The following is a 14055-nucleotide window of genomic DNA, read 5'->3' as shown; positions in this document are numbered from 1 at the left end:
GTGGAGGTGATGCGCTCCTGCAGCTGGCCCATTTCCGTGGCCAGGGTCGGCTGATAGCCCACCGCCGACGGGATGCGGCCGAGCAGGGCCGACACTTCGGCGCCGGCCTGGGTGAAGCGGAAGATGTTGTCGATGAACAGCAGGACGTCCTTGCCCTCCTGGTCGCGGAAGTACTCGGCTTGCGCCAGGCCGGTCAGGGCCACGCGGGCCCGCGCGCCCGGAGGCTCGTTCATCTGGCCGTAGACCAGCGCGCACTTGGAGCCTTCCCCGCCGCCCGGCAGGTTCACGTTGGACTCGATCATCTCGTGATAGAGGTCGTTGCCTTCGCGGGTGCGCTCGCCGACCCCGGCCAGCACCGAGTAGCCGCCGTAGGCCTTGGCGATGTTGTTGATCAGCTCCTGCATGGTCACGGTCTTGCCCACGCCGGCGCCGCCGAACAGGCCGATCTTGCCGCCCTTGGTGTAGGGGCAGAGCAGGTCGATCACCTTGATGCCGGTGACCAGCACTTCGGCCGAGGTCGATTGCTCGGCGAAGGACGGCGCCTCGCGGTGGATCGGCGAGGAGAAGGCCGAGTTGATCGGGCCGGCTTCGTCGATCGGGTCGCCGATGACGTTCATGATGCGGCCGAGCGTGGCCGGGCCCACGGGCACGGTGATCGGGCGACCGGTGTCGAACACCGGCTGGCCGCGGGTCAGGCCCTCGGTGGTGTCCATGGCGATGGCGCGCACGGTGTTCTCGCCCAGGTGCTGGGCGACCTCGAACACCAGGCGGAAGGGCTGGCCGGTCCGCTGGTCGGTGTTGGTGGTTTCCAGCGCGCTCTGGATCGCCGGCAGGTGGCCTTCGAACTCCACGTCGACGACGGCGCCGATGATCTGCACCAGCCTGCCGGTGGCGACGGCCTTCGCGGCCTTGACCGGCGTCTTCGCGGCGGCGTTGGCGGGCGCCTTGGGAGCTGCAGGCTTCTTCGGGGCGGCGGGCTTCTTGGCGCCAGGTTTTTGGGCGGTGGTGGTAGCCATGGCTGTCTCTTTCGACTTTCGACTAGAGCGCTTCGGCGCCGGAGATGATCTCGATCAGCTCCTTGGTGATCTGCGCCTGGCGTGAGCGGTTGTACTGCAGGGTGAGGCTGGAGATCATATCCCCGGCGTTGCGTGTGGCGTTGTCCATCGCGGTCATCTGGGCCGCGTAGAAGCCCGCCTGGTTCTCCAGCATGGCGGAGAAGATCTGGGTGGTGATGTTGCGGGGCAGGAGCTCTTCGAGGATCGTCTCCTCGTCCGGCTCGTACTCATAGACCGCGCCCTTCAGGTCGATGGGCTGGGCTGCGGTCTTCACCTCGGCCGGGATCAGCTGCACGCCGGTCGCGGTCTGGGTCACCACCGAGACGAACTTCGAGAAGAACAGGGTGACGACGTCCACGTCGCCGGCCGCGAACAGCTCCTGCACCTTGGCCGAGACCTCTTCGGCCACACGCAGCGAGGGACTGCCGCCGGCCTCGAACGCGCCCACCGAGCGGTCGAGGCGCTTCAGCTGGTCGCGGGCCTTGCGGCCGAGGGACAGGACGCGGACGTCCTTGCCTTCGCTCAGCAGGCGCGAAATCCGTTCACGCGCGGCGCGCACGATCGAGGAGTTGAAGCCACCGGCCAGACCGCGGTCCGAGGTGGCGACCACGATGAGGTGACGTTGATCGGCGCCGGAGCCCACCAGCAGGCGCGGCGCACCTTCGCCGGAGACGCCCGCCGCCAGGTTGGCGATGACCGCGGCCATCCGCACGGCATAGGGCCGGGCGTTCTGGGCGGCGTCCTGCGATCGGCGAAGCTTCGCCGCCGCCACCATCTGCAGCGCCTTGGTGATCTTCTGCGTGGCTTTCACGCTTCCGATCCGATTGCGCATTTCCTTGAGGCTGGCCATCCTCGCCTCAGACCTTTCTGAACAACCACCATGTGCAGTCGTCGATCACGGTCGTCCGTCGCCAGAAGAAACCGCAATCGACCAGGCACAGGTCGGGAAACATATCCATGTAGAGCGAACCGAAGTCGTTCTTGAACAGGAGGTCCGTTTCGCCGTGGTAGGCGATGGTCTCCGGCTTCGGCGAAAAGTACTCGCAGCAGAAAACGTACTTGGCGGCGACGCGATGAATCTCGCGCAGCGTCGCTTCGAGCAGGGTCGGATCCACGTGGATCAGCACCCCGGTGGTGAACGCCAAGTCGACCGCGCCATCGGCCAGCGGGATCGAGTGGCCGAAGCCCTCGAACACCCGGTCGGCGGGCAGTACGCCATCATCGACCAACAGCTTGCGGGCCGCCGGATTGGGCTCGATGCCCCAGCAGTCGATCTCGGCCACGCTGGCGAGGCCGCGCAGGTTGAGGCCCAGGTTCGGGCCCACTTCCAGCGCGCTCTTCGGCGGGTCGCCCTGCATGTGCGACAGGACCTCGGCCCAGATGCGCGCGCGACCGCGCACGGCGTCGGTCGAAGCGACGTTGCGCTCCGTGTACCGGTCGCCGAACGCGCCCGTCCAGGCGCTGAGGGCTTTGGGCTCGATCGCCATCAAGCTGGTCAGGCGAAGGTCGAGGCGAAGGCGGCCAGCGTGGACTTCAGATCGTCTTCGACGTTCTTGATGTCCTTTTCGGTGCGGATCTTGTCGAGCATCGGCTGGTGCTTGGAATGCAGGTGGGCCAGCAGTTCGCTCTCGAAGCGGCGCACCTGGTTCGTGGCGACGCCGTCGAGGTAGCCGCGGGTGCCGGCGTAGATCACGGCCACCTGCTCCTCAACCGCCAGCGGCGCATATTGCGGCTGCTTCAGCAGTTCGGTGAGGCGCTCGCCGCGCGCCAGCTGGCGCTGGGTCGTGACGTCCAGGTCGGAGCCGAACTTCGCGAAGGCGGCCATTTCCCGGTACTGGGCGAGCTCGCCCTTGATCGGGCCGGCGGCGGTCTTCATCGCCTTGATCTGAGCGGACGAACCCACGCGCGACACCGAGATGCCGACGTTCACCGCCGGGCGGATGCCCTGGAAGAACAGGTCGGTTTCCAGGAAGATCTGGCCGTCGGTGATCGAGATCACGTTGGTCGGGATATAGGCCGACACGTCGTTGGCCTGGGTCTCGATCAGCGGAAGCGCGGTCAGCGAACCGGAGCCGTTGTCCTCGTTCAGCTTCGCCGCCCGCTCCAGCAGGCGGCTGTGCAGGTAGAAGACGTCGCCCGGATAGGCTTCGCGGCCCGGCGGCCGGCGCAGCAGCAGCGACATCTGGCGATAGGCGACGGCCTGCTTGGAAAGGTCGTCATAGATGATGACGGCGTGCATGCCGTTGTCGCGGAACCACTCGCCCATGGCGCAGCCGGCGAACGGCGCCAGGAACTGCAGCGGGGCCGGCTCCGACGCCGTGGCGGAGACCACGATGGTGTAGTCGAGCGCGCCGCGCTCCTCGAGGGTCTTGACGATCTGGGCGACAGTCGAGCGCTTCTGGCCGATGGCGACGTAGATGCAATAGAGCTTGGCGCTTTCGTCCGTGCCGGCGTTGATCGACTTCTGATTCAGGATGGTGTCGATCGCCACGGCGGTCTTGCCGGTCTGGCGGTCGCCGATGATCAGTTCGCGTTGGCCGCGGCCGACGGGGATCAGGGTGTCGATGGCCTTCAGGCCCGTCTGCACAGGTTCATGCACGGACTTGCGCGGAATGATGCCCGGCGCCTTGACGTCCACGCGGCGGCGTTCGGTGGCGACGATCGGGCCCTTGCCGTCGATCGGCTCGCCCAGCGGGTTCACGACGCGGCCCAGGAGGCCCTTGCCGACCGGCACGTCCACGATCTCGCCCAGGCGGCGGACTTCGTCGCCTTCGGAGATGGCGCGGTCTTCGCCGAAGATCACGACGCCGACGTTGTCGCGCTCAAGGTTCAGGGCCATGCCCTTCACCCCGGCCTTGGGGAATTCGACCATTTCGCCGGCCTGGACGTTGTCGAGGCCGAACACACGGGCGATGCCGTCGCCGACGCTCAGAACCTGACCGACGTCGGAGACGTCAGCTTCCTGGCCGAAATTCGCGATCTGCGACTTGAGGATGGCCGAGATTTCGGCGGCGCGGATATCCATGAATCTTACGCTCTCTTGAGGGCGAATTTGAGGGAGTCGAGCTTCGACTTGAGCGAAGCGTCAAACAGACGGGAACCGACCTGCACCTTGATCCCGCCAAGGATGGCGGGATCGACGCGGGTCTGGATTTCAGGGTCCTTGCCGAGCGTCTGGCGCAGCGCGGCGGCGACGCCCTTGGCCTGGGCGGCGGACAGGGGAATAGCCGTGGTGACCTGGGCGGAGACCGCGCCGCGGGCCTTGGCCGACAGATCCTCATAGCCGGTGATCACCGAGGCCAGCGACGAGGCGCGGCCATTGGCGGCCAGGAGGCCGAGGAACTTCTGGGTGGTGGCGTTGAACTTCGCCTTCGCGGCGATGGCGCCCAGACCCCTGGCCTTGTCCTCGGCGCTGAACGCCGGCGAGTGCACCAGGACGCGCAGGTCACGGCTGTCCGCCAGGGCGGTCTTCAGGGATTTCAGGTCGGCCTCGACCGCCGCGACGCGCTTCTCATCGGTCGCCAGATCGAACAGGGCCTGCGCGTAGCGGCCGCCCACATTCGATGCCTTTGAATCATCCGCCACTTAAGTGTCCGCCCGGTGCGTCTAGGGAGCCGCAGCGGGTATTCCGCAGCAGCCTTAAAGGCTTGAAAGCGCTTGGAAAAAGCACATCGGTCCGAAAGGTCTCAAAGACCCCTGTCCCAAAGCCGCGCGCCTGATAGCACGCGACCTCCCGCGCCGCAACACAGAGGGGCCCGCGGCGACCCGACGAATAGTCACGAGGTCCGCGCATTCGGCGGCGGAAAGCCGCGACCAAAGAAAAGGGCGCCGGTCTGAAGACCGACGCCCTTGCAGTTTCAGAAGCTCGACAACAGAGCTGCTGGGAGATCGTAAAGCGGCCTACTTGTTGGCGACTTGCGAACCGGCGGCCTTGGCCACGGCGACGCTGTTGCAGGCGCCCAGGCGCGCATCATCCATCGACTTGGTCCCGGTGAACGAGACGAGCGTGCCGACCTTGGCCGCCACGGTCTTGCAGGCCGTGCTGGAGAAGGTCTGCGAAGTCGGGGCGTTGGCGGTGCAGGTGTCGCCTTCGCAGGAGAACACTGCGTCGCCGGCGATGACCTTGGTGGCTTGGGTCACGGGCTGGGCGAGCTTGGCGACGACCGGCTGGCCAGCGAAGGCGGGAGCGGCGGACAGCGTGGCGACAGCGGCGCAGGCGGCCGCAAGGGTCAGGAGTTTCATAGTAGCCCTCCGGGGCGTTGGGGAGTTTCGGCGTCCCTGCTCAAGACGCCGGCCCCGTTCGCCGCGTGGAACCGCTTCGGGTATCCCCACCCTAGGCGCGCCACGAACTGAGCATCGCTAAGATAACAGTGTTAAGATCGCTGGCAACCGCTATTTTCGCACATCGGCTATGCAAGAATGTCGCAAGCGGCGGAGCTTGCGGCTTCCTACCTAACGTTGTTCATCCAGACGAGGATCAGGCTCTGGACGGGCTGACTAGCCGCCCGCCGCCTTGATGGCCGCGTCGATCTCGTCAAGCGTATGGTAGCCGGGCTCCAGGCTCTTGCCGTTGATGACGAAGGTCGGCGTCGAGTTCACGTGATCGTCGCGGTTGTGGTGGTCGACCCGGTCGTTCAGCGCCTGGATGGCCTTCTCGTCATTGATGCACTTGTTGAAGCCGTCCTCGGTCATGCCCACCGACTTGGCGACGTCCATCAGGGTCTCGCGCGGCGCCTGGAAGGCCTGCTCCTGACTCTTGAAGATGGCGTCGGTGACGGCGAAGTACTTGTCCTTGCCGGCGCAGCGGGCGACGAGGAAGCCGGAAGCGGCCACGGCGAGCTCGGGCCCCTGGCCCACCAGCATCTCGCGGAACACGTAGTGGACCTTGTTGGTGTCGACGTACTTGGCCTTGAACGCCGGCCAGACTTCCTTCTGCCACTTGGCGCAGACCGGGCAACCGACCGAGGCGTACTCGACGACCGTCACCTTGGACTGGGGGTTGCCCAAATCCATGTCATCGGCGGTGAGCGCCGCGCCGCCGGAGCCCTTGGAACAGGCGGCCGCGCCGAACATCACCAGCGCCATCAGCAGCGCTACCCTCGTCCGCAACATTGTCGAAAATCCCTTCCAGGGCGCGCCGGCCCGAACCGATCCGAAACTCGGCGCGGAATGTGACGTAAGCTTGGCCTCAAAGGAAGCGGAGAGGCCATAGATGTCCCTCACAAACCCCGCCGTTCATATCTCGTCAATCTTGTCGCGTGCTTCTGCGGCGTGGGCTATGACCCGCGCCGGGTCGGGGGCCCCGCGCCGACCGTAGGACGACGAGCAGATGGCCAAAGCGCCGCCGCCAAGCGACGGAGCCGGACCGCCCCGGCCGGGCCGCTCGCCGCTTCAGGCGGTGATCTACTGGACACTGGTGCTGGGTGTCTGGGCGCTGATCTTCGTGGTCGCCTTCTTCGCCGTCTTCTCCGTCGACCTGCCCGACACCTCCAAGCTCTACGACGTCAAACGCCAGCCTTCGATCTCCTACCTCGACCGCTCCGGCGGCCTGGTGGCGGTGCGCGGCAGCCAGTTCGCCCCGCCGGTCGACCTCGACAAGCTGCCGCCCTATGTGCCGAAGGCCTTCGTGGCCATCGAGGACCGCTGGTTCTACTGGCACTTCGGCTTCAATCCCTGGGGCATCGCGCGCAGCCAGTTCTACGACATGACCCACCGCGGCGGCGGGCCCCTGCGCGGCGGCTCGACCATCACCCAGCAGCTGGCCCGCAATCTGTTCCTCACGCCCAACCAGACCTATCGCCGCAAGGCGCAGGAACTGATCCTGGCGATCTGGCTGGAGGCCAAGTTCTCCAAGAAGCAGATCCTCGAGCTCTATCTGAACCGGGTCTATTTCGGCGAAGGCGCCTATGGCATCGAAGCCGCCAGCCAACGCTACTTCGGCAAGCCCGCCGCCCAGCTCAGCCTCGGCGAAAGCGCCATGCTGGCCGGGCTGATGAAGGGCCCCTCGCGCTATTCGCCTATGGCCGACACCGCCCGGTCCGAGCGCCGCGCCACCACGGTGCTGGACGAGATGGTGCGCATCCACGCCATCACCCCGGCCGAGCGCGACGCGGCCTTCCAGCAGCCGATCCGGGTCAATCCGGTGCTGGCCAGCCAGCGGGCGCAGTATTTCACCGACTGGGTCGACGATCAGGTCCGCAAGCTGGTCGGCCAGCCCACCGAGGACCTGGTGGTGGAGACCACACTGGACTTGCCGTTGCAGGCCTCAGCCGAGCAATCGGTGCAGGCCGGCGTCGCCAGCGCCCAGGCCCAGGGCGTCAAACAGGCGGCGCTGATCTCCCTCGACGGCGAGGGCCGCGTCCGCGCCTATGTCGGCGGGGTCAGCTACCTGCAGAGCCAGTTCGACCGCGCCACCAGCGCCCGCCGCCAGGCCGGCTCGTCCTTCAAGCCCTTTGTCTACCTGACCGCCATGGAGGCCGGCCGCACGCCCGACACGCCGGTGGTCGACGAACCGATCACCATCGGGACCTGGACGCCGCGCAACTACACCGGCCAGTACCTCGGCCCGATCACCCTGGAGATTGCGCTCAAGGAATCGATCAACACCGTCGCCGCGCGCCTGGCCAACGAGGTCGGGACCTCGAACGTCGCAGCCACCGCCCACCGGCTGGGGATCGCCTCCCCGATCCAGCTCGATCCCTCGATGGCGCTCGGCGCCGTCGAGGTGAGCCCGATGGAAATGGCCCAGGCCTATGCGCCGTTCTCCAACGGGGGCGTGTTCGCCAAGGGCTATGGCATCGAGCGGATCCGCACCGCATCCGGCCGTGTGCTCTATGACCACAATGTCGGCAACGACCAGCGCCGCGCGGTGATCGGCCAGCCGGCGCTCAGCTACATGATCCGCATGATGCGCGGCGTTATCCAGTCCGGCACGGGCGCACGGGCCAACGTCAAGGGCTACGACCTGGCCGGCAAGACCGGGACCACCAGCGATTATCGCGACGCCTGGTTCATCGGCTACACCGGCGGCTTCGTCACCGCCGTGTGGGTCGGCAAGGACGACAACACCCCGATGAGGAAGGTCACCGGCGGCGGCGCCCCGGCGGCCATCTGGCACGACTACATGACCCAGGCCCTGCCGCGACTGAAGACCGAGGGCATCCCCGGCGCCGAGGCCCCGGCGCCCGCCGAGCCCACAGACGCCATCGGCGCGATCATCAACGGCGTGAACGACCTGCTGCACGGCGACCACGAGGCCGACCCGCCGCCGGCGCAATCAAGGCAGACTCAGGAAGAGGCGCCGCACTGAGCTTTCCCTCCCCGTCTGGGGAGGGTGGCGAGGCCCCCGGGTCCGGCGAACGCCGGCCCGAGGATAAACTCCGCCGAAACGGGTGGGGAAGCCGCGTTCAAGCGCTGACTCAGAATTCCGGCCCGCACTTCCCCACCCTGGCCGCTGTGCGGCCTGTCCCTCCCCATTAAGGGAGGGAAGCTAGCGCCCGAAAGCGTGCAGCCTTGCGCCCTCGGCGCGCAGCCATTCGCGGTGCGGCTTCACCTCGCCCACCAGGGCCTTCACATGCGCCCAGAAGCGCGGTCCGTGGTTGAGCTCCAGGAGGTGGGCGCATTCGTGGGCGGCCACGTAGTCGGCCACCTCGAACGGCGCGAGCGCCAGGCGCCAGCTATAGCGGATCGAGGCCGGGTGGCCGCGCATCCCGGGCCGGCAGGAGCCCCAGCGGCCCCTGGCGTCCGCCACGGTCACCTTTGGCGGCTCGACGCCCAGCATGGCGGCATAGACCTCAGTGCGCTCGCCCAGCACGGCGGCGGCGCGCTTCTTCAGCATCAGGATGACGGCGCGCGCATAGCCTTCGCCCCCAAGGCCATCGGGCGCCATCGCCGTGATCCGCGCCGGCTCGTCGGGTGTCGCGGGAAGCCACTTGGCCCTGCCGCTCCCGGCTTCCAGGCGCACGGGCTCGCCGAAAACGTTGAGTGTCATCCCGGGGTGGATAGGCGTGGCGTCGGGCAGTTCGGCGATCCGCTCGGCGATCCAGCCGGCGCGGGCGCGGGCGAAGGCGGCCGCTTCCGGCAGGCGGCGCGACGAGGGCGCGGTGGCGACGATCTCGCGCCGCGTCCGGTCAAGCCGCAGGGACACCCGGCGCGCGCGGCGGTTGACCTTCAGGGTGACGGCCGTCCCGGCCACCTCCAGCCGGTCGCCATCGGCGAGTGAACGGCCGAAGAGACTCATCGTCCCGGAATCTAGGCGGCTTTGGCCGCCGGTGGGAGGGGAATCTAGGCGGCTTTGGTCCGCTTGGGCAGGGCGTTGGCGGGGCTGCGCGACACCGCCAGTTCGGCCTCCCAGATGGCGCTGCGCACCCGCGGATAGATCTCGTCGCGGAAGCGGGCGCCGTTGAAGACCCCGTAGTGGCCGACGTGCGGCTGGACGTAGTCTTCCTTGAGCGCCGCCGGCAGCCCGGAGCAGAGATCATGCGCCGCCTGGGTCTGGCCGATGCCGGAGATGTCGTCGTTCTCGCCCTCGACGGTGAGCAGGCGGATGTCGGTGATCTTGTCCGGCCGAACCAGCCGCCCGCGATGCTCCAGCTCACCCTTGGGCAGCAGGTAGCGCTGGAAGACCACGTCGACGGTCTGCAGGTAGAACTCCTCGGTCAGGTCGAGGACCGAGAGGTATTCGTCGTAGAATTCCAGGTGCCGCTCGGCGCCGTCGCCGTCGCCGTCCATCAGCTGGCGCAGGTAGCGCTGATGCGCCTCCTGGTGCTTCTCGGCGTTCATCGACATGAAGCTGGCGAGCTGCACGAAGCCCGGATAGACGCGCCGGCCCATGCCCGGATAGGGCGGCGGCACGGTGTCGATCATGTGCGACTGGAACCAGGTGAAGGGCCGTTCCTCGGCGAGCTTGTTGGTCACCGTCGGCGACAAGCGCGCGTCGATCGGCGAGCCCATGAAAGTCATGGAGCCGGGCCGGCTCTCGTCGCCGTCCTCGGCCATCAGGGCTGCGGCGGCCAGCACCGGCGGGCCCGGCTGGCAGACGGCGACCACGTGAGGGCGCGGGCCCAAGGCCTGCAGCATCGAACGGATATGGTCGATGTAGTCGTGGAAGTCGAAGCGGCCTTCCAACACCGGCACTTCGCGCGCGTTGGTCCACTCGGTGATGTAGACCTCGTGGTCCTGCAGGAAGGCCTGCACGGTCCCTCGCAGCAGGGTGGCGTAGTGGCCCGACAGCGGGGCGGCGATCAGCACGGCAGGCTCGCGCGTCCGCCGGCCCGCACGGCGCATGTCGGCCATGTCGCGGGCGAAGTGGGTGAGCTTGCACCAGGGGCTGGACCAGACCTCGGTCGGACGCACGCGCACCGCCTGGCCGTCGATCTCGACGGTGTCGATGCCCCACGCCGGCTTGCCGTAGCGGCGCGTCAGGTTCGCGAACAGGTCGGCGTTGGCATAGAGCCGGCGGCCCAGGTCGCTGTCCTTCGCCGGATTGAGCGGCGACGACCAGAAGTCGCGCGTCAGCCGCGCTGCGGCGCGAAGCGGAGAGGCTGCGTAAAAGCCGGCTTCATAGAGGGAATAGAGCATGCCGCGTCCTTTGTGCGCCGCAGCATAACACCCGAACCGTTAATCGGGTCCATACCCAACATTCAGATCAGGCGCGGCAGGATTGCGCGTGCGGGCCCTGTTTCATGGCCGCCTGGATTTGCCCGGCCAGGGCCTGGGGCGTCTCGCCGTAGGGGAGCACGCAGACGAAATCGCCGGTCGGGCTCATCAGATAGGTGATGGTCGAGTGGTTGATCTGGTAGTCCGGCCCGGTCCCGGCCTTCTGGTAGAACACGTGATAGGCATGGGCGACATCGGCCACCTGGCTGTCGGTACCGGTGAGCCCGAGGGTGCGGTGCGGGAAGGCGCTGTTGGACAGATAGTTGGCCATCACTTTGGGCGTGTCGCGCCCCGGATCGACCGAGATGAACACCGTCTGGAAGTCGTCCGCCTTGGGTCCCAGCAGTTTTTCGGCCTGACCGAGGGCCAGCAGGGTCGTCGGGCAGGCCTCGGGGCAGTAGGTGAAGCCGAAGAAGACCGCGCTCCACTTCTTTTTCAGGACACCCGCATCCTTGGGCGCGCCGGTCTGGTCGACCAGGTGGAACGGGCCACCGATCGCCGCGGTCTGGGTCTGGGCGCCGAGCACGCCGCGCCGGACCGCCAGGCCGGTGATCACGGCGAAAGCCAGCGCCAGGATGGCGAGGATGACCCAAACGGTCCGGCTCATGAGGCGTCCCTGTCGACATCGCGGCCCAGGCGGCGGCCGCATTAGGGCTCGTCACGGCGGCGCGAGCGCGCGATCCTGCTGAGGCATGGCCAGACCCAGGACCCCCGCCGCGCCGTCGACAGAGCCCGGCCTCGATAGGACCGCCCGCACCGACGCGCAAGCTGGACCGGCAGGCGGCGACATAGACGGGGCCGAAGCCTGGCCGCAGGGTCCGGTCCATCGCGGGCGCTTAAGGGTCCGCACCCTGGTGACCCTGCGCTGGATGGTGGTGGCGGGCGAGGCGCTGTTGCTGCTCGCCGTCCTGGCGATGGGGTTCACCCTGCCCTACGCCCTCTGCTTCGCCGTCGTCGGGGCCGGGGCCTGGGTGAACCTCCTGACCGGCGTGGCCTCGCCCGGCCAGCGGGTGTTCGGCGATCGCGAGGCCGCCGCCCAGCTGTCGATCGACATCCTGCAGATGAGCGCGCTGGTGTTCCTGACGGGCGGGACAGCCAATCCTTTCGTCCTGATGCTGATCGCGCCCGTCACCCTGGCCGCGGCCACCCTGCCGCTGCGGCCGGTGCTGATCCTGGGCGCCATGGCCGCGGCGATTTCCGCATTGCTGGCCTTCGTCTCGCTGCCCCTGCCGCATGGACCCGGCATGACGGCCGCCATTCCCCTGACGTTCCGGATCGGCGGGGCGCTCGCCAACCTGGCCGGCATCGCCCTCACCGCCGGCTATGTGCGTCAGGCCGCCGTCGAGAGCGCCCGAATGGCCCTGGCGCTGGACGTGACCCAGGCGGTCTTGGCGCGCGAACAGCGGCTCTCGGCCCTCGGCGCGCTCGCCGCCGCCGCCGCCCACGAGCTGGGCACCCCGCTCGCCACCATCTCCATCGTGGCCAAGGAGCTGGGTCGCGAGGCGCCCAACCAGAACGTCAAGGACGACGCGGAGCTGCTGGTCTCACAGGCCGAGCGCTGCCGCGAGATCCTGCGTCGGCTGACCGAAACCCCCGACGCCGCCTCCGATGACGTCCACGAGCGCATCTCCCTGCGCCAGCTCGTGCAGGACGTCATCGAACCCCACGCGGGCGTGAAAGGCGTGCGGGTCGAGGCCATCGTCACCGGCGCCAAGGGGATGAAGACCCCCGATATCCGCCGCCTGCCTGAGATCACCCACGCCTTCACGTCGTTCGTGGAAAACGCCGTCGATTTCGCGGAGTCCGAAATCCTGCTCTCCGCGCGGTTCGACGCCGAGACCATCTCCATAGAGGTCCGCGACGACGGTCCGGGGTTCGCGGCCGACGTGCTGGCCAAGCTCGGCGAGCCCTATGTGACCACGCGGCCCGGGGCCGAGGGCTCACGTACCGGCCACATCGGCATGGGCCTCGGATTCTTCATCGCGAAGACGCTTTTGGAACGAACGGGGGCCCTAGTGACGTTTCAGAACAGCAGACCGCACGGCGCCGTCGTGTCGGCGCGCTGGCCTCGCGCCAAAATCGAAGCCGGAGACCTCTAGTTCGCCCATGACGAGTTCCGGCTTGCCCTAACGCCAACAGCCGCGACAGAATGCCGCACAGTCAGAGCTTCCCCTAGGGATCACCGCATGACCGATCTTTCCGCCGACGTCGCCGCCCTGCCGGACAAGACCCTGCTCGTGCTCGATGACGACGCGCCCCTGCGCACCCGCCTGGGCCGGGCGCTCGAACAGCGCGGGTTCGAACCGACCCTGGTGGGCTCCGTCTCCGAAGCCTTGACCGCGGTGAAGGTCCACGCCCCGGCCTTCGCCGTGCTGGACATGCGGCTGGAAGACGGCACCGGCCTGAAGGTGGTGGAAGCGGTCCGCGACGCCCGCCCCGACGCCAAGATCATCATGCTGACCGGCTACGGCAACATCGCCACCGCGGTGCAGGCGGTGAAGGCCGGCGCCGTCGACTATCTCTCCAAGCCCGCCGACGCCGACGACGTGGTGCGCGCCCTGCTCGCCCGCGGCGACACCTCGCCGGCCCCGCCGGACAATCCGATGAGCGCTGACCGCGTGCGCTGGGAGCACATCCAGCGCATCTACGAGCTCTGCAATCACAACGTCTCGGAGACCGCGCGCCGGCTCAACATGCACCGGCGGACCCTGCAGCGGATCCTGGCGAAGCGCGCGCCGCGATAGGACAGCGGGCGCGTCAGGCCGCTCGGGATGTCGCGTCCAGCGCGATCGTTGCGCCCTGGCGGATGATCGCGTCGATGCGGTCGCGCACCTCGCGGCCACGGACGCTGAGATGGATCACGTGGCTGCGGGCGTCGGACGGGTTGAGGTAGGCCTCCAGCAGGCCCAGCGCCGGGGCCATCGACCAACTGGACTCCTTGGGGCCAAGCGAGCGCAGGCTGCGCGAGGCCGTGGATTGGGTGAGGCCTGCGACGATCGCCATCTCCTGCACCGTCAGCCCCTCGTTCTCCGCGGCGTAGAGGAAGGCGATCACCTCGTTGACGCTGATCCGGGGCTCCAGGGCCTTCAGCAGGGCCAGGGCCTGCAGGATGGCGTTTCGCCGGCGCATGGTCTCAATGCTCTCCATAAAGGCCGTGCGGCCGCGCAGCCGGGACTCGCGGCAACGGCGGCTTGGCCTGTCGGCGTTCGCGCAGGGTCAGGGTGGCCTCGGGATAGATATCGCGGATCACCGCCAGCAGGCCCTCGATCCGCCGCTGATGATCGGCGGCCGCGACGAAGTCGTCGACGGTGAGTTCGATGGAAATCTGACCGCTCAGTTTCAT

The 14055-nt window shown here is 68.0% G+C and carries 15 protein-coding genes; 3 read left to right on the top strand and 12 right to left on the bottom strand.

Going from position 1 to position 14055, the window contains the following annotated elements; translation table 11 throughout:
* From atpD to VHS75_RS12455, 7 genes are all read right to left on the bottom strand, one after another.
* On the bottom strand, positions 1-1016 hold a 1016-nt coding region (gene atpD / locus VHS75_RS12485), incomplete at its 3' end, for a F0F1 ATP synthase subunit beta (protein ID WP_329638947.1).
* Positions 1017-1038: 22 nt separating this feature from the next.
* Positions 1039-1905 carry a F0F1 ATP synthase subunit gamma gene (locus tag VHS75_RS12480; protein WP_329638946.1) on the bottom strand — a complete coding sequence of 289 codons (867 nt, stop codon included), beginning with the start codon at positions 1903-1905 and terminating at the stop codon, positions 1039-1041.
* Between the two features lie 7 nt (positions 1906-1912).
* Positions 1913-2542, bottom strand: a complete 630-nt coding sequence (locus VHS75_RS12475) for a pseudaminic acid biosynthesis-associated methylase (RefSeq protein ID WP_329638945.1) — start codon at positions 2540-2542, stop codon at positions 1913-1915.
* Positions 2543-2550: 8 nt separating this feature from the next.
* Positions 2551-4080 (bottom strand): F0F1 ATP synthase subunit alpha, encoded by a 1530-nt coding sequence (gene atpA / locus VHS75_RS12470; protein WP_329638944.1) that lies wholly within the window; start codon positions 4078-4080, stop codon positions 2551-2553.
* A 5-nt stretch (positions 4081-4085) separates the two neighbouring features.
* A complete protein-coding gene (locus tag VHS75_RS12465) occupies positions 4086-4640 on the bottom strand; it encodes a F0F1 ATP synthase subunit delta (protein WP_329638943.1) in 555 nt (184 codons plus the stop codon).
* Between the two features lie 315 nt (positions 4641-4955).
* Positions 4956-5297: a CC_3452 family protein gene (locus VHS75_RS12460; protein ID WP_329638942.1), complete on the bottom strand. Its 342-nt coding sequence runs from the start codon at positions 5295-5297 to the stop codon at positions 4956-4958.
* 255 nt (positions 5298-5552) lie between these two features.
* A complete protein-coding gene (locus tag VHS75_RS12455; RefSeq protein WP_329638941.1) occupies positions 5553-6167 on the bottom strand; it encodes a thioredoxin domain-containing protein in 615 nt (204 codons plus the stop codon).
* Between the two features lie 217 nt (positions 6168-6384).
* On the opposite strand from VHS75_RS12455, the gene VHS75_RS12450 reads away from it, so the two are divergent.
* Positions 6385-8364 (top strand): penicillin-binding protein 1A, encoded by a 1980-nt coding sequence (locus VHS75_RS12450; protein WP_329638940.1) that lies wholly within the window; start codon positions 6385-6387, stop codon positions 8362-8364.
* Between the two features lie 180 nt (positions 8365-8544).
* Here VHS75_RS12450 and VHS75_RS12445 read toward each other — a convergent pair whose 3' ends face one another.
* The 3 genes from VHS75_RS12445 to VHS75_RS12435 form a co-directional block, all read right to left on the bottom strand.
* On the bottom strand, positions 8545-9294 hold the full coding sequence (locus tag VHS75_RS12445; protein WP_329638939.1) for a SprT family zinc-dependent metalloprotease: 750 nt from the start codon (positions 9292-9294) through the stop codon (positions 8545-8547).
* Positions 9295-9338: 44 nt separating this feature from the next.
* Positions 9339-10634 carry a polyhydroxyalkanoate depolymerase gene (locus VHS75_RS12440; RefSeq protein WP_329638938.1) on the bottom strand — a complete coding sequence of 432 codons (1296 nt, stop codon included), beginning with the start codon at positions 10632-10634 and terminating at the stop codon, positions 9339-9341.
* Positions 10635-10701: 67 nt separating this feature from the next.
* The gene (locus VHS75_RS12435) at positions 10702-11319 is read right to left on the bottom strand and encodes an SCO family protein (RefSeq protein ID WP_329638937.1); all 618 of its coding nucleotides are present in this window, start codon (positions 11317-11319) and stop codon (positions 10702-10704) included.
* Positions 11320-11404: 85 nt separating this feature from the next.
* Here VHS75_RS12435 and VHS75_RS12430 point away from each other — a divergent pair, with 85 nt between their 5' ends.
* Together VHS75_RS12430 and VHS75_RS12425 are read left to right on the top strand one after the other, a co-directional pair.
* Complete coding sequence (locus tag VHS75_RS12430) at positions 11405-12811, top strand: ActS/PrrB/RegB family redox-sensitive histidine kinase (protein WP_329638936.1); 1407 nt, start codon at positions 11405-11407, stop codon at positions 12809-12811.
* An 87-nt stretch (positions 12812-12898) separates the two neighbouring features.
* On the top strand, positions 12899-13456 hold the full coding sequence (locus VHS75_RS12425) for an ActR/PrrA/RegA family redox response regulator transcription factor (RefSeq protein ID WP_329638935.1): 558 nt from the start codon (positions 12899-12901) through the stop codon (positions 13454-13456).
* 13 nt (positions 13457-13469) lie between these two features.
* On the opposite strand, the gene VHS75_RS12420 is transcribed toward VHS75_RS12425, so the two are convergent.
* Positions 13470-13841, bottom strand: a complete 372-nt coding sequence (locus VHS75_RS12420) for a hypothetical protein (protein WP_329638934.1) — start codon at positions 13839-13841, stop codon at positions 13470-13472.
* Positions 13842-13845: 4 nt separating this feature from the next.
* Positions 13846-14055: a hypothetical protein gene (locus tag VHS75_RS12415; protein ID WP_329638933.1), complete on the bottom strand. Its 210-nt coding sequence runs from the start codon at positions 14053-14055 to the stop codon at positions 13846-13848.

The organism is Phenylobacterium sp., assembly GCF_036264965.1.
Taxonomy (GTDB): Bacteria; Pseudomonadota; Alphaproteobacteria; order Caulobacterales; family Caulobacteraceae; genus Phenylobacterium.
This window is presented reverse-complemented; position numbering and strand designations above follow the sequence as displayed.

Bases quoted from the DNA above. Each gene is read 5' to 3' on its own strand.
- VHS75_RS12415 (WP_329638933.1), bottom strand. From the start codon at position 14,055: ATGAAACTGAGCGGTCAGATTTCCATCGAACTCACCGTCGACGACTTC.
- VHS75_RS12445 (WP_329638939.1), bottom strand. From the start codon at position 9,294: ATGAGTCTCTTCGGCCGTTCACTCGCCGATGGCGACCGGCTGGAGGTG.
- VHS75_RS12480 (WP_329638946.1), bottom strand. From the start codon at position 1,905: ATGGCCAGCCTCAAGGAAATGCGCAATCGGATCGGAAGCGTGAAAGCC.
- VHS75_RS12425 (WP_329638935.1), top strand. From the start codon at position 12,899: ATGACCGATCTTTCCGCCGACGTCGCCGCCCTGCCGGACAAGACCCTG.
- atpA (WP_329638944.1), bottom strand. From the start codon at position 4,080: ATGGATATCCGCGCCGCCGAAATCTCGGCCATCCTCAAGTCGCAGATC.
- VHS75_RS12440 (WP_329638938.1), bottom strand. From the start codon at position 10,634: ATGCTCTATTCCCTCTATGAAGCCGGCTTTTACGCAGCCTCTCCGCTT.
- VHS75_RS12455 (WP_329638941.1), bottom strand. From the start codon at position 6,167: ATGTTGCGGACGAGGGTAGCGCTGCTGATGGCGCTGGTGATGTTCGGC.
- VHS75_RS12430 (WP_329638936.1), top strand. From the start codon at position 11,405: ATGGCCAGACCCAGGACCCCCGCCGCGCCGTCGACAGAGCCCGGCCTC.
- VHS75_RS12450 (WP_329638940.1), top strand. From the start codon at position 6,385: ATGGCCAAAGCGCCGCCGCCAAGCGACGGAGCCGGACCGCCCCGGCCG.
- VHS75_RS12460 (WP_329638942.1), bottom strand. From the start codon at position 5,297: ATGAAACTCCTGACCCTTGCGGCCGCCTGCGCCGCTGTCGCCACGCTG.
- VHS75_RS12420 (WP_329638934.1), bottom strand. From the start codon at position 13,841: ATGCGCCGGCGAAACGCCATCCTGCAGGCCCTGGCCCTGCTGAAGGCC.
- VHS75_RS12475 (WP_329638945.1), bottom strand. From the start codon at position 2,542: ATGGCGATCGAGCCCAAAGCCCTCAGCGCCTGGACGGGCGCGTTCGGC.
- VHS75_RS12435 (WP_329638937.1), bottom strand. From the start codon at position 11,319: ATGAGCCGGACCGTTTGGGTCATCCTCGCCATCCTGGCGCTGGCTTTC.